The organism is Streptomyces sp. CB01373, assembly GCF_002803075.1.
Lineage (GTDB): Bacteria > Actinomycetota > Actinomycetes > Streptomycetales > Streptomycetaceae > Streptomyces.
This window is the reverse complement of record NZ_NNBK01000012.1, coordinates 116289-134610: the sequence shown is the minus strand read 5'-3', so window position 1 is coordinate 134610 and position 18322 is coordinate 116289. Positions and strand designations below refer to the sequence as shown.

Below are 18322 nucleotides of genomic sequence, written 5' to 3'. Positions count from 1 at the left end.
GCCTCCTCTTGAGCCTCAGCATCCCCGACCTGACCGCGGTCCGCGCCCGGCACCCCGAGGCCGTCGCGGAGGCCGCCGCGCGCCGGGTGCGCCGCCCGCTGCTCGGCGACAGCGGCCGGCTGATGATCGTGGCCGCCGACCACCCCGCGCGCGGAGCGCTCGGCGTCGGCGGCCGCCAACTCGCCATGGCCAACCGGGCCGAACTGCTCGAACGCCTGTGCGTCGCGCTGTCGCGGCCCGGCGTCGACGGGGTACTCGCCACCGCCGACGTCCTGGAGGACCTGCTGCTGCTCGGGGTGCTCGACAGCAAGGTCGTCATGGGCTCGATGAACCGCGGCGGCCTGTCCGGCGCCTCCTTCGAGATGGACGACCGCTTCACCGGACACCGTCCCCGCGACATCGCCCGGTTCCGCTTCGACGCGGGCAAGCTGCTGCTGCGCATCGACTACGACGACCCCGGCTCACTGAGCACCATGGAGTCCACCGCGCGGGCCGTCGACGAGATGGCGGAGCTGCGCCTGCCCGTCTTCGTGGAGCCGTTCATCGCGCGCCGCTCCGGCGGCAGGGTCGCCAACGACCTGTCCGCCGAGGCCGTCACCCGTTCCATCGCCATAGCGTCCGGCCTGGGCGGCACCTCCGCCTACACCTGGCTGAAACTGCCCGTCACCGAGGACCCGGACGACATGGCCGAGGTCCTGCGGACCTCCACGCTCCCGGCCGTGCTGCTCGGCGGCGAGATCGGCGACGACCAGGAGGGCGCCTACGAGCGCTGGCGCAAGGCGCTCAGGCTCCCCACCGTGCAGGGCATGGTCGTCGGCCGGTCGCTGCTGTACCCGGCCACGGGCAGTGTGGAGGACGCGGTCGACACGGCGGTGAGCCTGCTGTGACGGGTACCTTCCGAAGCGGTCCCGCCCCTTCTCGTCCGTAACCCGCCGCGCTCCAGCCGCGACAAGGAGGCATTTCGTGACCAGCCCGTATCACCTCCCCGCCGGAAAGGCCGCCGATGGGCCCTACATGGTGGACGTGAGCCCGGAGTCCGCCGGCTGGGGCCACTCCAGTCTGCGCGTCCTGGAACTGCCGCCGGGCGGCTCGCAGACCTTCGACACCGGCGACAGCGAGTGGATCGTGCTGCCGCTCGCCGGTGGCTGCACGGTCGTGACCGACGGCGACCTCGGCAGTGACACGTTCCAGCTCACCGGCCGGGACAGCGTGTTCAGCGGCGTGAGCGACTTCGCGTACGTACCGCGCGACGCCCGCGCGACCGTCTCGTCCACCGGCGGCGGACGGTTCGCGCTCACCGGCGCCCGCTGCACCCGGCGCCTGCCCGCCCGCTACGGTCCGGCCTCCGGCGTACCGGTGGAACTGCGCGGCACCGGCAACTGCTCCCGCCAGGTCAACAACTTCGGCGCGGCGGGCGTCTTTGAATGCGACAAGCTGATCGCCGTGGAGGTGATCACCCCCGGCGGCAACTGGTCCTCCTTCCCGCCGCACAAGCACGACGAGCACCGGCCGGGCGAGGAGTCGGTCCTGGAGGAGGTCTACTACTTCGAGTTCGCCGCCCACGACGGCACCCCCGGCCTCGGCTACCAGCGGGTCTCCCCGTCCGGTCCCGGCCGGGAGACGGACGTGCTGGCCGAGGTGCGCGGCGGCGACGTGGTCCTGATCCCGGACGGCTGGCACGGGCCCTCGATGGCCGTCCCAGGCCACCACATGTACTACCTCAACGTCATGGCCGGCCCGGACGACGAGCGCGCCTGGCTGATCTGCGACCACCCCGACCACACGTGGATCCGCGGCACCTGGCCCGGACAGCCCGTCGACCCCCGCCTGCCCCTGTACACCGCCCCTTCCCCGTGAGGTCACGATGAGCCATTCCACGATCCGCCTCACCGCGGCCCAGGCGCTGGTGCGGTTCCTCGCCGCCCAGTACACCGAGCGGGACGGCGTACGGCACCGGCTGATCGCCGGCACCTGGGGCATCTTCGGCCACGGCAACGTGGCCGGCCTCGGGCAGGCGCTGATGGAGGCCGGCGAGGACGTCATGCCGTACCACCAGGGCCGCAACGAGCAGGCCATGGTGCACGCGGCGGTCGGGTACGCCCGGCAGCGCGGCCGGCTGTCGACCCAGGCGGTCACGACGTCCATCGGCCCCGGCGCCACCAACCTCGTCACGGGTGCGGCCCTGGCCACGGTCAACCGCCTCCCGGTGCTCCTGCTCCCCGGCGACTACTTCGCCTCGCACGCCGCCGACCCGCTGCTCCAGCAGCTGGAGCACCCCGTCGAGGCGGACGTGTCGGTCAACGACACCCTGCGCCCGGTCTCCCGCTGGTTCGACCGGATCACCCGGCCCGAGGCCCTGATCCCCTCCGCCCTGAACGCCATGCGGGTGCTCACCGACCCGGCCGAGACCGGGGCGGTCACCCTCGCCCTGCCGCAGGACGTGCAGGCGGAGGCCTTCGACTGGCCCGAGGAGTTCTTCGCCGAGCGGGTGTGGCGGGTCCGGCGTCCGGCCCCGGACCCGGCCGAATTCGCCGACGCCGTACGGGCCGTGCGCTCCGCCCGGCGCCCGCTGGTCGTCGCGGGCGGCGGCGTCCACCACAGCGGGGCCGAGGACGCGCTGAAGGCGTTCGCCGACGCCACCGGCATCCCGGTCGCCTCCACCCAGGCGGGCAAGGGCTCGCTGCGCCACGACCACCCGGCCGACCTCGGCGGCATCGGCCACACCGGCACGGCCGTCAGTGACGACCTGGCCCGCACCGCGGACCTCGTCATCGGCGTCGGCACCCGCTACACCGACTTCACCACGGCCTCCGGGACGCTCTTCCAGAACCCCGAGGTCCGTTTCGTCAACCTCAACGTGACCGCGTTCGACGCCCACAAGCTGGCGGCCACCACCCTCGTCTGCGACGCGCGCACCGGTCTCACGGCGCTCACGGAGGCACTGGCCGGACACCGGGTGGACGCCGCGTACGAGGCCGGGTACCGCGCCGGCAAGAAGCGCTGGGAGCGGGTCGTCGAGGCGGCGTTCGGCGCCGAGGACGACAGTGCCGTGCCTACCCAGAGCCAGGTGCTGGGCGCCCTGGACGCGGTCGTGGGCGACGACGACGTGGTGATCAACGCGGCCGGCTCCCTCCCGGGTGACCTGCACAAACTGTGGCGGGCCCGCTCTCCGCGCCAGTACCACCTGGAGTACGGCTACTCCTGCATGGGCTACGAGATCCCGGCCGCGATCGGCGTGCAGCAGGCCGCGCCCGACACTCCGGTGTGGGCGCTGGTCGGCGACGGCACCTATCTGATGATGCCGACGGAGATCGTCACCGCCGTCCAGGAGGGCCTGCCCGTGAACGTGGTGCTGGTGCAGAACCACGGGTACGCCTCCATCGGCGGGCTGTCGGAGTCGGTGGGCGCCGAACGCTACGGCACCGCCTACCGCTACCGCGCCGCCGACGGCTCCTTCACCGGGGCTCCCCTCCCCGTGGACCTCGCCGCCAACGCCGCCAGCCTCGGCATGGAGGTGCTGCGCGCCAAGACGGTCGGCGAACTGCGCGGGGCACTCGGCGCGGCCCGCGCCTCCGACCGCCCGACGTGCGTCTACGTCGAGACCGACGTCGAGCGTCCCGCCCCGGCCGCTCCCCCGGCCGAGGCCTGGTGGGACGTGCCGGTGGCCGAGGTGGCCGCGCGCGAGCCCGCCGTCCGGGCCCGCGCCCGCTACGACCGCGAGGCGGCCGCCCGCCGCCATCATCTGTGACCGTCCCGGCCAGGGCCGCACGCGCCCGTGTCCCAGCAGACCCGACCCGAAGGGGGTGACGCCGTGGCGACGACCGGTGACCGGTCCCGTCCCGGGACCGTCTGCGCGCTCGATTCCCTGGACTTCGCCCTGGACCGGGGCAGTCCGGTGCCGCTGTACCACCAGTTCGCCCAGCAGTTGGAGGCCGCGATCGAACGCGGGCTCCTCATCCCGGGGAACCTCCTCGGCAACGAGATCGACCTGTCCACGCGCCTGGGCCTGTCCCGCCCCACGGTCCGTCAGGCCATCCAGTCCCTGGTCGACAAGGGCCTGCTGGTGCGGCGGCGCGGGGTGGGCACCCAGGTGGTGCACAGCCGGGTCAAACGCCCCCTGGAGCTGAGCAGCCTCTACGACGACCTGGAGACGGCCGGGCAGGCCCCCACCACGCGCGTACTGCGCAACGAGCGGGTGCCCGCGACCGCCGAGGTGGCCGCGGCGCTCGGTCTCGCGGAGGGCGCCGAGGTGACGGCGCTGGAACGGCTGCGGTTCACGCACGGCCGGCCGGTGGCGTACCTGTGCAACCACCTGCCGGCGGGCCTGCTCGAACCGGCCACCGCCCGGCTGGAGTCGACGGGCCTGTACCGCGTGATGCGCTCGGCGGGCATCACCCTGCACAGCGCCCGCCAGACCATCGGCGCCCGCACGGCAACCACCGAGGAGGCCCTCCTCCTCGACGAACACCCGGGCGCCGCCCTGCTCACCATGCACCGCACGGCCTACGACGACACGGGCCGAGCGGTCGAGTACGCCCACCACGTCTACCGCGCGTCCCGCTACACCTTCGACTTCGAACTGCTGGTGAGGTCGTGAAGGGCCGCCGCCACGGGTTGCGGGCGGAGACCACGTCCCGTCGGCATCAGACGTAGCCGAGATCGACCGGTCGGACCGGCACCCCACGCCCGCGGACGTCGGCAAGCAGTGCGGGCAGTTGGGGCGGCCACAGCGGCTCGGTGTCACCGGACAGTTCCTCCGGCGACCACCAGCGCCACCGGAGGATCTTGTCCGCGGCATGCGCGGCGGCGAGATCACCGACCGGGTCCCGGCGGGGGCCGTGCGCGAGAAAGACGTGCTCGTGCTGGCGAACGGGAACGCCGGCCCGGGTGAAGTCGTGCTCCCAGAGGCACAGCAGGGTGCCGTCCAACTCGATGTCGGTCCACCCGGTCTCTTCGCGCAACTCGCGTTCGACGGCCTGCAGCGGTGTCTCGCCCGGTTCCATCCCGCCGCCGGGCATCGCCCAGTGGATCAAAGGGGCTGCCTGAAGGGCGCGAGGCTCTCGTTCCCCGGGATGCCGGTGACCCGTACAGGCGAGTTGAATGGAGGGCAGGCCACCACTACGCCCCCGGGGGTGAGACAGACGAGTGCGAACCCTGCGTCCGACGTCGCCGGGCGACTGCCGAGCGACGGAGCGGCAATGGTGCTTGACGACCACGGGACCATGCGGGCGTGCACGCCCGCAGCCGAGGAACTGCTCGGCGCGAGGGTCGGAGAGCTGATCGGCAAGCCCTTCGCCGACCTGCTCGCCGAACCCTGCGAGGGACTGCTTCCTCCCGACGGCCCGGCGACGCTGCGCCACCGCGGCGGCCGGGCCGTGGAGGTCCGGCTGGAGGTGCTGCCACTGAACGGCGGTCCCCAAGTTCTCTTCCTGATCTGGGCGGGACCGGTGACGACGGCCGCGAACCGGGAGCAGGCGGAGCGCGGACTGGCTCTCCTCCACGGGGCGGAGAAGCTGCTGCTGGGTTCGCTGGACATCGTCCGTACCGCCGAGGGGCTCGCCAGGGTGCTGGTGCCGGAGTACGCCGATCTGGCGGCGGTGGATCTCGCGGAGGCGGCCCTGGTGGGCGAGGAGCCCGGTGATTACTCGCTCGGGGCTCCGCTGCGGCGGGTCGCGGTGGCCGCCCGGAGCGGCGCCTGGCCGGCCGAACTGCTCCCGGTCGGGGCCTCGCTCCGAGCCCGGGAGCCGGAGAAGGAGTTCGTCTACCGTGGCTCCGCGCCGGCCGTGCCGGACCTGTCCGAGCTGCGGATCGCGCTGGCGGACGACACCGAGGGCCGCCGCCGGGTACTGCCCGACGCCGCGAACTCCCTGTTGCTGATGCCGCTGCGGGCCCGCGGGCTGCTGCTGGGAGCAGTGGTGCTGTGGCGCTGCGGTGACCGGACCCGTTTCGACCAGGACGACGTGGAGCTGAGCTCGCGGATCGGCTCCCGGGCCGCGATCAGCCTGGACAACGCACGGCGATACGCTCGCGAGCACCGTACCGCGGAGGCCCTGCAGCGCAGTCTGCTGCCGCAGGCGGTCGTCGAGGTGAGCGCGGCGGACACGGCCGGCTCCTACGTACCGGCCGGCACCACGACGGGGATCGGCGGGACCTGGTTCGACGTGATCCCGCTGTCCTCCTGCCGGGTCGCCTTCGTCGTCGGCGACGTGACGGGGCACGGCGTGGAGGCAGCCGCCGCGATGGGACGGCTGCGGACGGCGGTGCAGACCCTCTCCGACATGGACCTGCCGCCCGAGGAACTGCTGGCCCACCTCGACGACCTGGTCGTCCGGCTGTCGGCGGCGGAGGCCACCTCTCCGGGGTCGGATCGCGGGCAGGGCACCGTCCTGGGGTCCACATGTGTGTACGCGGTGTACGACCCGACCATCGGGGTGTGCACGATCGCCAGTGCCGGCCACCCGCCGCCGGTGCTGTCCGTCCCCGGGCGGCCGGGGGCCGACTTCGCGGCGGTCAGGCCAGGGCCGCCGCTCGGGGTGGGCGGTCTGCTCTTCGAACCGGCGGAGTTGACGATGGAGCCGGGTGCGCTGCTCGCCTTCTGCACCGGCAAGCTGCTGGCGAACGGCGGGGACGGCGCCGAAAAGCGGCTGTGGCAACTCCGCGAGCAGGTGGACGCCGCCGTGCAGGAGGACCGGCCACCGGCGGAGACCGGGCGCACCGTGCTGCGGCATCTGCTGCCCGAGGCGCCCGACCATGACGTGGCCCTGCTGATGGCCCGGCTGCACGTCCTGCCCTCGGACCGCACCGCGACCTGGGAGCTCCCGGCCGATCCGGAGGCGGTGGGCCGGGCCCGGGAGATGGTGACGGCACAGCTGGAAACCTGGCAGCTGCAGGACCTCGCGTTCACCACCGAGCTGATCGCCAGTGAGCTGGTGACCAACTCCATCCGGTACGCGGGCGGCCCCGTGGGCCTGCGGCTGATCAAGGACCAGGTACTGATCTGCGAGGTCTCCGACCCGAGCCAGACCCAGCCCAGGCTGCGCCGGGCCCGGCTGACCGACGAAGGCGGCCGCGGACTGTTCCTGATCGCCCAGTTGTCGCAGCGCTGGGGAAGCCGCTACACCCACCACGGCAAGACCATCTGGACCGAACAGCCACTGCCCGCCGGCTGACGCGCCGGGGAACGGCGGGTCCCGTGGCGGGGGCCCGCGAAGACGGCTTTACGGTGAGAAAAGGCACACCCCGCCCGCCGGACACTAAGCCGATCGGCACCACGAAAGCCCAGGTGGGACGCGCATCTGAGACCTCCGCCGAACCCGAAGCGGTTCACGGAGATCAATTTGTTAGGCGCTCTAACATTAATGGACAGGCCCCACGACAGGGTGCCCACTGTGCACGGCCTCCCCCATTCCGCCGGGTCGAGGCCGCAGGTGTCTGCGCACGCCGACGCCCGACCGAACTCGTCTCCGACAGGAGGAGGACCGTATGCCCGAAGCCGCAGACACGTCCCGCCCCGGGGGCGAGCCGCCGAAGGCCCCCATCGAACGCCGCCACCTCGGCGGCACCGAACGGCGGCGCCACGGCCAGGAGGCCGAGAACCGTCCTCCCGTCTCCCGCCAGGAACTCAGCAAGGCCCCCGCGGAGCTCATCGAGGAGCCCGGCCCCAGGGTCAACTGGCGCGTCTTCGTCATCGCCTCGGCTGTGATCGTCGCCTTCTCCCTCTGGGCGATGCTCGTGCCCACGCACGCCGCCGGCACCATGCAGACCATGGTGGCCTGGATCTCGGAGAACCTCGGCTGGTTCTACGTCCTGACCGTCACCGTGGTGATCGTGTTCGTCCTCTGGGTCGCGCTGTCCAAGGAGGGCTCCGTCCGGCTCGGTCCCGACCACTCCCGGCCGCAGTACAAGCTCTTCACCTGGGTGGCCATGCTGTTCGCCGCCGGCGTGGGCATCGACATGCTGTTCTACTCCGTGACCGGGCCCATCACCCAGTACATGGCTCCGCCGACGGGCGAGGGCCGGACAGGCGCGGCCGCCCAGGACGCCGTGGTCTGGACCATGTTCCACTACGGCGTGGCCGGCTGGTCCATGTACTCGCTGCTCGGCATGGCCATGGGCTACTTCGCCTACCGCTGGGGCATGCCGCTGTCCATCCGGGCCGCCCTGTACCCCCTGCTCGGCAAGCGCGTCCGCGGCGGGATCGGCGACACGATCGACATCGTCACCCTGGTCGGCACCGTCTTCGGCGTCGCCACCTCCATGGGCATCGGCGTCGTACTGCTGGACGTCGGCTTCGCCTCGCTGTTCGGCCTCCATGAGGGCCTGTCCCTGCAGATCGCGCTGGTCGTCGTGGCCGTGATCATGACCATCGCAGCCTGCACCTCGGGTGTGAACAAGGGGATCCGGCTGATCTCCGAGCTGAACATCTGGAGCGCGGCGGCCATGCTGCTCTACATCCTGGTGACCGGAAAGTCGGCGTTCCTGCTCAACGCGCTGGTGGAGAACATCGGCCGGTTCGTCTTCTCGCTGCCGGACCGAACCCTGCAGACCTTCGCCTACCAGGACGGGGGCTCCAAGTGGATGGCCGGCTGGACCCTGTTCTTCTGGGCCTTCTGGCTGGCCTGGGGCCCGTTCGTGGGCCTGTTCCTCGCCCGTATCTCCCGCGGCCGGACGCTGCGCGAGTTCGTCATCGCCGCCATCACCGCCCCGGTGCTCTGCGACTTCCTGATCGTGAGCATCTTCGGCAACAGCGCCATGTACCAGGTCATGCACGGGAACACGAAGTTCGCCCAGCTGGCCATGCACAGCCCGGAGGAGGGCTGGTACGCGCTGCTGAGGATGTTCCCCGGCGCCGGCTTCCTCATCGGCCTCGGCACGCTGTCCGGATTGCTGTTCTACCTCACCAGCGCCAACTCCGGCGCCATGGTGATGTCCAACTTCTCCTCCTCGATCCCCAACCCGTCGCAGGACGGGGCGAAGTGGCTGCGCGTCTTCTGGGCAGTGCTCACCGCGGTGCTGACCATCGCGATGCTGGTGGCCGGCGGGGTCACCACCATGGAATACGCGACGCTCATTTTCGCCCTGCCGGTGACGGTCATCGCCTGGCTGGTGATGGCCTCGTTCTCCAAGGTCCTGCGCATGGAGCGGGCCGAGCGCGAGGGCCGGGTCCTGCGCCGGCAGTCGACGGCGACGCACGGCGGCCACGTGCCCGAGCGCACCTGGCGCCAGCGGCTGGAGCGGATGCGCTCCTACCCCTCGAAGAAGCAGGTGGCCCAGTTCATGGAGCGCACCGTGCAACCGGCGCTGGCCGACGTGGTCCGCGAATTCGGGAAGCAGGGCTGCCAGGCCACGCTGGACCTGGTCCCCGACGAGCACACCGGCATCTCCAGCCACGCGCTGGTGGTCGCGATGCCCGAGCACCGCGACTTCCACTACCAGGTGCAGGCCGTCGAGGCCCCGATGCCGATGTTCGGCGGACGCATGTCCAGCCAGACGGACGTCTACTACCGGGTCGAGGTGTTCACCCAGACCGGCTCCGAGGGCTACGACCTCATGGGCCTGTCCCACCAGCAGGTGATCGACGACGTCCTGGACCGCTACGAGGCGCACCTGAGCTTCCTCACCTACTCCGCCGAGCACGACTACGCCTCGGTGCTCACGCCGCCGGTCGTGACCGCCGCGGGCACCATCTCGGTGGTGGAGCCCGTGGAGCCGCAGGACGACCCCGGTGCGGAGACAGTGGGCAGCGGGCCGAAGGCGTAGGCGCCGTTCGGCCCAGGTCCCCAGGAATGATCAAGGGCCGGTTTCGGATGTCTCCGAAACCGGCCCTGATCTGCGACTGTCTCCAGTCGGGACGACAGGATTTGAACCTGCGACCCCTTGACCCCCAGTCAAGTGCGCTACCAAGCTGCGCCACGTCCCGATGCGCGGTCGTGCGGTGAACCGCTTGATCGCGCGAACGTCACTTTACCGCACCTCGGGGGTCACGCCGAAAACGGGAGCGTGGTCGGGGACAATCGGCGTATGAGCGGCACTTCCTCGGGCAGCACATCCTCCGGCGGCACTTCTTCCGGCGGGCCGGCGGGCGCGCGGGACCGGGACGGTGAGGGGCGGGCGCGCAGCGCGCGGCCACGGGACGGGCTGGGACGGCCCCTGCCGTACGGCGCCGACGGGGTGCCGCGGCAGCCCGAGGGCGTGGTGCGCACTCCGCCGGAGACGGTCGCCGAGGCGCAGGCGCTCCTGGAGGCGGGCAAGCCGTTCCACGCGCACGAGGTCTTCGAGGACGCCTGGAAGTCGGGGCCACAGGGGGAGCGCGCCCTGTGGCGTGGCCTTGCCCAGCTCGCGGTGGGTCTCACCCACGCGGCCCGCGGCAACGTCACCGGCGGCGCCCGGCTGCTGCGGCGCGGAGCGGGAGCCGTCGAGGAGTGGGTCGCGGACACCGGGGAGCGGACTCCGTACGGCATGGACGCCTCCGGGGTGGTGGCGTGGGCGCGGGAGCTGGCGGACGGCGTCGAGAGCGGGGCGGCGGGTGTCGTCGACGCGGCGGAGCGGGCGCCTCGGTTGCGCCGCGATGGCCTGTAGCGGTCGGTGTGGCACCGGTGGACGCGTTGTCAGTGCCGTGCGGCAGACTCGGGGGGTGCGAAAGATTCATGTGATCGGCATCGGCGCGGGCGACCCCGACCAGCTCACCCTTCAGGCGGTCAGGGCGCTGCGCGACACGGACGTGTTCTTCGTCCTCGACAAGGGCGAGGAGAAGTCGGACCTCGTGGAGCTCCGCCGGGACATGCTTCGGACGCACATACCGGAGGGGACGTACCGCGTGGTGGAGGCCCGTGACCCGGAGCGGGACCGGACGGCGGGCGGTGCCGCCTACTCCCCCGCCGTCGGCGACTGGCGCAGCGCACGCGCGGACATCTACGAGCGGCTGATCACCGGGGAACTGGGCGAGGACGAGAGCGGCGCGTTCCTGGTGTGGGGCGATCCGGCGCTGTACGACAGCACGCTCGGCATCCTCCAGGAGGTGCTGGCGCGGGGCACCGTGGACTTCGCGTACGACGTGGTGCCCGGCATCAGCAGCGTCTCGGCCCTGGTGGCCCGGCACCGCACGGGACTCAACCGGGTCGCCCGGCCCGTGCAGATCACCACCGGACGGCGGCTGGCCGAGGGGTTCCCGGAGGGCGTGGACGACGTGGTGGTGATGCTCGACGCCCACCAGGCCTTCCGGCACTGCGCCGACCAGGACATCGACATCTACTGGGGCGCCTACATAGGCACCCCGGACGAGATCCTCGTCTCCGGCCCGATCGCCGAGGCCGCGCCGCGCATCGAGCGGCTGCGGTCCGAGGCCCGCGAGCGCAAGGGATGGATCATGGACACGTATCTGCTGCGCCGCCACCCCGAGGGCCGGGCGGAGTAGGCCGGGCTGCCCGGCCGAGGCCTTCGAGTGCGGCCGTGACGTCCGGTACGGCGGTCAGTTCCGGTGGCAGCGGCGGACGGCGTACGACGACGACCGGAAGCCCGAGTTCCCGCGCGGCCGAGAGCTTGGCCGCGGTGGCCGCTCCCCCGCTGTCCTTGGTGACCAGCACGTCGATGCGATGCGTCCTGAGCAGCTCCTTGTCGCCGGCCACGGTGAACGGCCCGCGGGCGAGTACCACTCGTGTGTCCGCTGGCATCGGAGGCTCGGGCGGCTCGACCGACCGTACGACGAAGTGGGTCCCGGCCAGGTGGGCGAAGGCGGCCAGGCCCAGCCGTCCGGTGGTCAGGAACGCCCGGCGCCCGAGTCGCGGCAGCAGCTCCGCCGCGTCATCCAGCGAGTCGACCGGGTGCCAGCGGTCCCCGGGTACCGGGCGCCATCCGGGCCGGCGCAGTACCACCACGGGGACGCCGGTCGCCGCCGCGGCCCGCGCCGCGTTCCGTGTGATCGCCTCGGCGAAGGGGTGGGTGGCGTCGACGACGGCGTCCACGCGGTGCTCGCGCAGCCAGGAGGCCAGTCCCTCCGCCCCGCCGAAACCGCCGACCCGCACGTCCCCGTCCAGCGCGCCCGGCCGCGTCACCCGCCCCGCCAGCGAACTGGTCACCCGCACCCCGTCCCGCGCCGCGAGCACCGCGGCCAGCTCACGGGCCTCGGCGGTTCCACCGAGGACCAGGATGTGCGAGGGCATGGCGTTGAGCGTAAGGGGTGACGCGCGGGGGCCCGGTACGCGGGGGCCCAGGCGCACAGGGTTCACGGGGCTCGGACAGCTCGGGTTCAGGGCAGCCCGTGTTCGGCGAGCGGGCCCACCGACCAGCCGGACTCGTTGCAGGTGCTGATCAGATCGGGCAGCGCGCCGAGGGTGGCCTTCCAGGAGTCGGGGGCGGAGGCGTGGTCGGTGTCGTGCAGGAGGATCGTGCCGCCGCCGCGCAGGTCCGCGGTGACGGTCGCGCGGACGGAGGCGGGGGTCGCGTCAGCCGTCCAGTCGCGGCCCCAGGCGGTCCACAGCACGGGCCGGAGCCCGGAACGCCGTGCTGCGGCCCAGCGTCCCGCGGTGAGGATGCCGTAGGGCGGGCGGTACCACCGCGGCCGCCGGCCCGTGATGTCGCGTACGGCCAGCGCCGCCCGCGCGGTCTCCCGGGCGTCCCGGGCCGGGGCCGGCAGCCAGGGGCGGCTGTGGGTCCAGCCGTGCACGGCGAGTTCGTGTCCCCGGTCCGCGATGTGCCGGGTGAGGCCGGGGTGGCGGGTCACGTTCTCGCCCAGGACGAAGAACGTGGCGCGTACGGCGAGCCGGTCCAGCTCGTCCAGGAAGAGCGGCGTGGAGACCGGGTCCGGGCCGTCGTCGAAGGTCAGTGCGACATGGTCGGAGCGGCCGGTTCCGGCGAGGCCGGGGAAGCACAGGGCCCGGAAGCGGGGCAGCCAGGTCGCCGCCGGGACGATGTGCGCGGCCGCGACGGCGGCCACCGGCGCGAGGACCGCCGACGCGGTGCGCGCGTGACGGCTGCCGGGTCCTCCCGCCATCTGCCGGATCCCTCTCGCAGGCGCTCCGTCTGCCACCTGACGGCTCCTCCTCACGTCCTCACGTCCTCATTCCTCCACTTCCTCACGGGTGCTCCGCCTGCGCTTTTCCCGGACCGGAGGCCGCGCCGACCGCCGGCTCCGCGTCCCACTTGCCCGACACGGCGGGGGAACGGGACAGACCGACCGTGCCGGCCGCGAGGAGACCGATACCGACCGCCTCGGGCACCAGTCGGACGCCCAGGGCGATGTGCTCCCCGAACAGCGCCCATCCCAGCGCCACGCTCGTCAGGGCGTCGCCGAGGGTGAGAGCGGGCTGGGAGGCGACGAGCGTGCCCGCCCGGAGGGCGCACTGCAGCAGTCCGAAGGCGGCCAGCCCGGTGATCGCCGTGGCGTACGGCGTCCAGTGCGTCGCCAGCGTGGCCAGGCCCTGCTGGTAGAGGCCCGTCACCTCCTTGAGGAGGGCGGCCGTCGCCGCGAACAGCACGGCCGAGGCCAGACCGAGCACGGCGGCCCGGGGCGGGCCCTTGACCAGCCGCGCCACGCCGATCAGTAGCAGGACCAGGCACACCACGGCGACGCCGACCGGGATCCAGCGCGCCCCGTCGGCCGTGGCGCGTCCGGCGGACGGCGCGGCGGCGGCGAGGAAGACGGCCAGTCCGGCGGCCAGGGCGAGGAACGACAGCCAGGTGATCCGGGCCGGCCGCCGGCGGAAGACGATGCTGCCCATCGCCAGCGTGAACAGCAGTTCGGTCGCGAGGAGGGGCTGGACGAGTGACAGGCTCCCGACGGCCAGCGCGGCGGCCTGCAGGACCGCGGACACCGCCAGCATGGCCGCCCCGCCCAGCCAGATCCGCCGCCGCCTGACCTTGGCGGCATGCGGCGAGCGGACGGCGGCCGGGCCCTTTCCACCGTCCGTCATTCGGGTGGCGGGGCCGCCTCGGCCGCCCTCACCGCGCCTGTCCTGCGGCGTGTCGCCCGCCGTCCCGCCCGGGCGACGGGCGCCGTCTCCCCCGCCGTCCGGCGCCTCCGTCGCCGCGCGCCTCATCAGGACCGAGGCCGCGGCGTTGGCGCACGCGGCGAACAGTGCGAGGACGATGGTGAGCGCGTTCACCCCGAGCGTCACCCGAATCGTGCGGCGAGGCGGCGGTACAGGCCGGGCGCGGCGCCGCGCACCCGGCCGGGCAGGCGGGTCCAGCCGGGGACGTACACCTCGTCCCGGCCCCGCGACACCGCCTCCCACACCGCGTCGGCGACCCGGCTCGCCGGGACGGGCCGGGGCCTGGAGCGCCGGTAGGGCACCCCGCGGCGGTCGAAGAACGGCGTGTCGACCACCCCGGGCACCACATGGCTGATGCCGACCCCCGTACCGCGCAGCTCGTAGCGCACGGCGTCGGCGAAGGCGCCCAGCGCGGCCTTGGCGGCGGAGTAGACGGCCTCGTCGCGGACGCCGACCGTGCCGGCCAGGGAGCCGATGATGACCACGCGGCCCGTGCCCTGCCTGATCATCTGGGGCAGCAGCAGCCGGACCAGGCGCAGCGTCGCCAGTACGTTGACGTCGAACACCTCGTCGATGGCGGGCTGCGGCATGGTGCTGAACGGTCCGGCCCACCCGATGCCCGCGCCCGCCACCAGCAGGTCGACGCGTCCCACGCTGTCGAGCGCGAAGTCCGCCAGCCGCCGTTCGGCGCCCTGGCCGGACAGGTCCGCCGGATAGGCCAGGGCCGAGGTGCCCCGGGCGACCTCCTCCAACCGGGTGCGATCGCGCCCGTTGAGCACCAGGCGCCAGCCCCCCTCGGCGGCCAGCCGCCGTGCCACGGCCGCGCCGATCCCGGACGAGGCGCCGGTCACCAGGGCGCCCCCGCCCGGCGCCGCGGCACCGCCGGTCCGGCCGGGCGCCGCGCTCGGCGCCGCCGGTGCCTCGACCGGCGTGCCGGAGCCGGACCGTACGCGGGAGGGGGCGTGGGACATCGGGACGCACCTCGAGGATCGGACGGACCGCGGGCCGCCGGTGCGGCCCCGGCGGTACGGGACGGCCTCCGGGGTGGTGAAGTATCCCGGAGGCTGTGCCCGAAACGTGGGACGGGCGGAAGGGTGTGCCCGTTCGTTTGACTGCGGTGGGTGAGGGTTACTCACATCCAGTGTCGTCCGAATCGTCCGTGCCGCCACCGCTGCCCGCCGCCGAGGTGCCCGGAACGCGCCGCGCGCCCGCCCGGCCGGCCCTGACGTCCCCACCGGAGGCGCGGCGGCTGCTCGTGCTGAGCGCGAGCATGGGGTCGGGCCATGACACGGTGGCCGCCGAGCTGGCCCGCCGCGCCCGCGCCGCCGGTAAGGAGGCCCAGGTCGTCGACGTACTGGCCCTGCTGCCCGGCGGCCTGGGAAGCGGTCTGCGCGGCTTCTACCGGACCGTCGTCCGCGAGGCCCCCTGGGTGTACGCCGGTATCTACGACCTGTTCCTCGCGCCCGGCCCCCGCCCGCGCCCGAGCGGTACTCCGCTGGCCCGGCTGGCCGGTGGGCGTCTGCTGAGCCTGGTGGGTGAGTGGCAGCCCGATGTGGTGGTGCCGGTCTTCCACCTGGCGGCCCAGCTCACCGGTCATCTCCGGGCGCGGGGCGCGCTGCGGGTGCCCAGCGCGGTGGTCGTCGTCGACTTCGCGGCGCACCGGCAGTGGCTGCACCCGGGCAACGACCTGCATGTGTGTCTCACGGACGAGACCGCCGGGGAGGTGCGGCGGGGCACCGGGAGGGCGGCGGAGGCGGCCGGTCCGGTGGTGGCACCGGAGTTCTTCGCGGCGGGGCCGGGCACCGCCGTATGGCGGCGCCGGCTGGAGCGGTACGGCGGGGGGCGGCCCGCGGTGCTGGTCTCCGCGGGGGCCTGGGGAGCCGGCACCCGCCTGGCCGACACGGCCCGGCTGCTCGTCGCGCACGGCTTCCTGCCGGTCGTGCTCTGCGGCCGCAACGAACGGCTCCGCCGGGCCCTGTCCGGCGTGCCGGGTGTGCTCACCCCCGGTTGGGTGACGGACATGCCGGAGCTGCTGCACGCGTGTGCCGCCCTGGTGGACAACGCCGCCGGGCAGACCGCCGTGCAGGCGCTCGCCGCGGGCCTGCCCGTCGTCGGTCACCGCCCGCTGCCCGGACACGGGGCGGAGGGGGTGCGCCGTATGGCTGCCCTCGGCGTCTGCGACCACGCACCCGGTCCGGAAGCCCTGCTGCACTCCCTGACCTCCCTCACGGCGCCCGGCGCACCGCGTGAGGAGCGGATCGCGGCCGGGCGCGCCCTCTTCCGGAAGGACCCGCTCGACCTGGTCGTACGGGCCACGGGGGCGAGCCGCCCTTCCTAGTGCTGTGACCGGAAAGGTTCACCGGCTCGCGACGCCCGGCACGGCACCTCGCCGCGTTGTCGCATCACCCGAGTACATCCAGTACGCGGGCGATGCTCCGCCTTGCGATGTACCGCACCGGACACCGCGAGCTTTCCGGCAAACCTTTCCGGCCACAGCACTAGCCGGGAGGCTTCAGGGCCGGTCGCCCCGCGTCTCGTCCCGCCGGAGGTCCAGGCGTCCCACGCGGGCGACGTTCTCCCGGTCCTCGGCGTCCTCGCTCGGCGCGGCGGTGAACCAGGCGTCGAGGATCTCCTTGAGGAGCGGTTCGGAGGTCAGCCGCAGGCCGAGCGCCAGCACATTGGCGTCGTTCCAGCGGCGGGCGCCGTCCGCCGTGTAGGCGTCGGTGCACAGAGCGGCCCGTACGCCCGGGACCTTGTTCGCGGCGATGGACGCGCCCGTGCCGGTCCAGCAGCACACGACGGCCTGGTCCGAGCGCCCCTCGGCGACATCACGGGCCGCGGCGGCCGAACACGCCGCCCACTGGGGATCGTCCCCGGGGCGCAGCGCGCCGTGGGTCACCACCTCGTGCCCGCGCTCACGCAGCAGGGCGACCAGTGAGCGGGCGACGGGTTCGGCCATGTCCGAGGAGACGGAGATCCGCATGTGCCGGAGACTACTCAGCGCGCCGTCCGGACTCCAGGGGCGCCCGCTCCGCCCCGACCCGTAGGAGCGGCTAGAACCACGACATCCCGGCGAGCACGGCGGAGACGAACAGGACGGCGCCGCCCACGAGGGCGGCCACGCGGAAGTGGCGGCGCAGCGAGGAGCGCACGCCGGGTCTGCGCGGGGGCACCCGGTGCACGCTGGTGTTCCAGCCGCCGGAGTCCATGGCGGTGCCCCCTGACGCGGCCCCCGTACGTGCGGGGGCGGGAGCGGCGGCGGCACGGCGGTGCGAGGGGGCGGTGCCGCGCTGGCTCGGACCGCGGTGCTGCCCGTGGCCCCCGCCGCCGCCCCACTGCTCCGGGGGAAGCGGCTCGGGCACGCCGCGCCACGCGCCGCCCGCGAACCAGTCCGCGGCCTGCTGGGCCGTGGGCCGTTCCTCCGGCCGTTTGGCCAGCATGCTCAGCAGGTACGCCTCGAAGGCGGGCGGCAGCGCCGCGCCCCGCTGGTGCGGCGGTACGGGCGCGGCGTCGACGTGCTGGTAGAGCAGGGCGGTCGCGGTCGACGCCTCGAAGGGCGGGGAGCCGACGGCCAGGTGGTAGAGCACGCAGCCCAGGGAGTACATGTCGGAGGCCGCGCTCGCCGGGGTGCCGATGCAGCGTTCGGGCGCCAGGTAGAGGCCGGTGCCGACGATCTGTCCGGCGGTGGTGAGCGCGCCGGAGGGGTCGTCGACGAAGCGGGCGATGCCGAAGTCGGCGATGCGGACGCTGCCCTGCTGGTCGCTGAGCAGGTTGCCGGGCTTGACGTCCCGGTGCACGATGCCCTGGGCGTGCGCCGCGGCGAGACCCTCCGCCGAGTGCTGGGCCACCTGGGCCAGCCGTTCCGGTGTGAGCGGGCCGCCGGCGGTCAGCTCACCGGCCAGGCTGTCGCCCTCGATCAGTTCCATCACGAGGAAGCAGCGGTCCTCCCAGGCACCGAAGTCGAGCGTGCCGACCACGTGCGGGTGGTTCAGCCGGGCCGAGGTCTGCGCCTCCAGTCTGAACCGGGCCTCGGCCGAGGCGTCCGATCCGTCGTTCAGCAGCAGTTTGACCGCGATCGGTCTGCCGAGCACCTCGTCGAGGCCTCGCCAGACCTCGCCCATTCCGCCGCGCCCGATGACCGTCTGCAGCCGGTACCGCCCCGCCACCAGCACCCGTAACCCCGCCCTCAAGATCCCCGAATTCCCGCCCTCACGACCGCTCCCCGCAGCGGGCGCGGCAGCGGCCGGGCAGCGCATACGGGTCGCGGCAACCGCGGCTCATCTTAACGATCACGCGGGGCGCTCCCGACCCTGCCCTGCCATACCAGCCGGATTGTC

16 protein-coding genes and 1 tRNA gene are annotated in these 18322 nt (G+C 73.4%); 9 read left to right on the top strand and 8 right to left on the bottom strand.

All coding sequences use genetic code 11. The features are described 5' to 3' along the window. The first annotated feature begins 8 nt into the window (after positions 1 to 8). From CG719_RS20220 to CG719_RS20205, 4 genes are all read left to right on the top strand, one after another. Positions 9 to 887: a Cgl0159 family (beta/alpha)8-fold protein gene (locus CG719_RS20220; RefSeq protein ID WP_100570088.1), complete on the top strand. Its 879-nt coding sequence runs from the start codon at positions 9 to 11 to the stop codon at positions 885 to 887. Between the two features lie 127 nt (positions 888 to 1014). Then, positions 1015 to 1857, top strand: coding sequence for a 5-deoxy-glucuronate isomerase (gene iolB, locus CG719_RS20215; RefSeq protein WP_234375691.1), 843 nt, complete (start codon positions 1015 to 1017; stop codon positions 1855 to 1857). A 7-nt stretch (positions 1858 to 1864) separates the two neighbouring features. Next, the gene (iolD, locus tag CG719_RS20210; RefSeq protein WP_100570086.1) at positions 1865 to 3748 is read left to right on the top strand and encodes a 3D-(3,5/4)-trihydroxycyclohexane-1,2-dione acylhydrolase (decyclizing); all 1884 of its coding nucleotides are present in this window, start codon (positions 1865 to 1867) and stop codon (positions 3746 to 3748) included. A gap of 63 nt (positions 3749 to 3811) precedes the next feature. Then, positions 3812 to 4597, top strand: a complete 786-nt coding sequence (locus CG719_RS20205) for a GntR family transcriptional regulator (RefSeq protein WP_100570085.1) — start codon at positions 3812 to 3814, stop codon at positions 4595 to 4597. Between the two features lie 46 nt (positions 4598 to 4643). On the opposite strand, the gene CG719_RS20200 is transcribed toward CG719_RS20205, so the two are convergent. Then, positions 4644 to 5018 (bottom strand): NUDIX domain-containing protein, encoded by a 375-nt coding sequence (locus CG719_RS20200; protein WP_100570328.1) that lies wholly within the window; start codon positions 5016 to 5018, stop codon positions 4644 to 4646. 180 nt (positions 5019 to 5198) lie between these two features. Here CG719_RS20200 and CG719_RS20195 point away from each other — a divergent pair, with 180 nt between their 5' ends. After that, a complete protein-coding gene (locus tag CG719_RS20195) occupies positions 5199 to 7169 on the top strand; it encodes an ATP-binding SpoIIE family protein phosphatase (RefSeq protein ID WP_100570084.1) in 1971 nt (656 codons plus the stop codon). Between the two features lie 313 nt (positions 7170 to 7482). Further along, positions 7483 to 9759, top strand: coding sequence for a choline BCCT transporter BetT (gene betT / locus CG719_RS20190; protein ID WP_100570083.1), 2277 nt, complete (start codon positions 7483 to 7485; stop codon positions 9757 to 9759). Between the two features lie 86 nt (positions 9760 to 9845). Here betT and CG719_RS20185 read toward each other — a convergent pair. Next, positions 9846 to 9919, bottom strand: a tRNA-Pro gene (locus tag CG719_RS20185). A 101-nt stretch (positions 9920 to 10020) separates the two neighbouring features. On the opposite strand from CG719_RS20185, the gene CG719_RS20180 reads away from it, so the two are divergent. Together CG719_RS20180 and cobF are read left to right on the top strand one after the other, a co-directional pair. Then, entirely contained in the window at positions 10021 to 10578 is a 558-nt protein-coding gene (locus tag CG719_RS20180; protein ID WP_100570082.1) for a DUF309 domain-containing protein, read from the top strand. Between the two features lie 55 nt (positions 10579 to 10633). Further along, positions 10634 to 11413, top strand: a complete 780-nt coding sequence (gene cobF / locus CG719_RS20175) for a precorrin-6A synthase (deacetylating) (RefSeq protein WP_199836695.1) — start codon at positions 10634 to 10636, stop codon at positions 11411 to 11413. On the opposite strand, the gene CG719_RS20170 is transcribed toward cobF, so the two are convergent. The 4 genes from CG719_RS20170 to CG719_RS20155 all read right to left on the bottom strand — a co-directional run bounded on the left by CG719_RS20170 (position 11364) and on the right by CG719_RS20155 (position 14956). Further along, on the bottom strand, positions 11364 to 12158 hold the full coding sequence (locus tag CG719_RS20170) for a cobalt-precorrin-6A reductase (RefSeq protein WP_100570080.1): 795 nt from the start codon (positions 12156 to 12158) through the stop codon (positions 11364 to 11366). The genes cobF and CG719_RS20170 overlap by 50 nt on opposite strands. An 86-nt stretch (positions 12159 to 12244) precedes the next feature. After that, entirely contained in the window at positions 12245 to 12988 is a 744-nt protein-coding gene (locus tag CG719_RS20165) for a polysaccharide deacetylase family protein (RefSeq protein WP_100570079.1), read from the bottom strand. 82 nt (positions 12989 to 13070) lie between these two features. Next, the gene (locus CG719_RS20160; protein WP_100570327.1) at positions 13071 to 14099 is read right to left on the bottom strand and encodes a DMT family transporter; all 1029 of its coding nucleotides are present in this window, start codon (positions 14097 to 14099) and stop codon (positions 13071 to 13073) included. A gap of 8 nt (positions 14100 to 14107) precedes the next feature. Beyond that, positions 14108 to 14956 carry an SDR family NAD(P)-dependent oxidoreductase gene (locus CG719_RS20155; protein WP_100570078.1) on the bottom strand — a complete coding sequence of 283 codons (849 nt, stop codon included), beginning with the start codon at positions 14954 to 14956 and terminating at the stop codon, positions 14108 to 14110. 170 nt (positions 14957 to 15126) lie between these two features. On the opposite strand from CG719_RS20155, the gene CG719_RS20150 reads away from it, so the two are divergent. Continuing rightward, positions 15127 to 16323, top strand: coding sequence for an MGDG synthase family glycosyltransferase (locus tag CG719_RS20150; RefSeq protein ID WP_442802737.1), 1197 nt, complete (start codon positions 15127 to 15129; stop codon positions 16321 to 16323). A 174-nt stretch (positions 16324 to 16497) separates the two neighbouring features. Here CG719_RS20150 and CG719_RS20145 read toward each other — a convergent pair whose 3' ends face one another. After that, on the bottom strand, positions 16498 to 16968 hold the full coding sequence (locus CG719_RS20145; protein ID WP_100570077.1) for an RpiB/LacA/LacB family sugar-phosphate isomerase: 471 nt from the start codon (positions 16966 to 16968) through the stop codon (positions 16498 to 16500). A gap of 70 nt (positions 16969 to 17038) precedes the next feature. Further along, positions 17039 to 18157: a serine/threonine-protein kinase gene (locus tag CG719_RS20140; protein WP_199836717.1), complete on the bottom strand. Its 1119-nt coding sequence runs from the start codon at positions 18155 to 18157 to the stop codon at positions 17039 to 17041. Positions 18158 to 18322 lie beyond the last annotated feature (165 nt).

Excerpts from the sequence above, each read along its gene's own strand:
- iolB (WP_234375691.1), top strand. The coding sequence starts at position 1,015 with ATGGTGGACGTGAGCCCGGAGTCCGCCGGCTGGGGCCACTCCAGTCTG.
- iolD (WP_100570086.1), top strand. The coding sequence starts at position 1,865 with ATGAGCCATTCCACGATCCGCCTCACCGCGGCCCAGGCGCTGGTGCGG.
- CG719_RS20200 (WP_100570328.1), bottom strand. The coding sequence starts at position 5,018 with ATGCCCGGCGGCGGGATGGAACCGGGCGAGACACCGCTGCAGGCCGTC.
- CG719_RS20195 (WP_100570084.1), top strand. The coding sequence starts at position 5,199 with ATGGTGCTTGACGACCACGGGACCATGCGGGCGTGCACGCCCGCAGCC.
- betT (WP_100570083.1), top strand. The coding sequence starts at position 7,483 with ATGCCCGAAGCCGCAGACACGTCCCGCCCCGGGGGCGAGCCGCCGAAG.
- CG719_RS20180 (WP_100570082.1), top strand. The coding sequence starts at position 10,021 with ATGAGCGGCACTTCCTCGGGCAGCACATCCTCCGGCGGCACTTCTTCC.
- CG719_RS20170 (WP_100570080.1), bottom strand. The coding sequence starts at position 12,158 with ATGCCCTCGCACATCCTGGTCCTCGGTGGAACCGCCGAGGCCCGTGAG.
- CG719_RS20165 (WP_100570079.1), bottom strand. The coding sequence starts at position 12,988 with ATGGCGGGAGGACCCGGCAGCCGTCACGCGCGCACCGCGTCGGCGGTC.
- CG719_RS20155 (WP_100570078.1), bottom strand. The coding sequence starts at position 14,956 with ATGTCCCACGCCCCCTCCCGCGTACGGTCCGGCTCCGGCACGCCGGTC.
- CG719_RS20145 (WP_100570077.1), bottom strand. The coding sequence starts at position 16,968 with ATGCGGATCTCCGTCTCCTCGGACATGGCCGAACCCGTCGCCCGCTCA.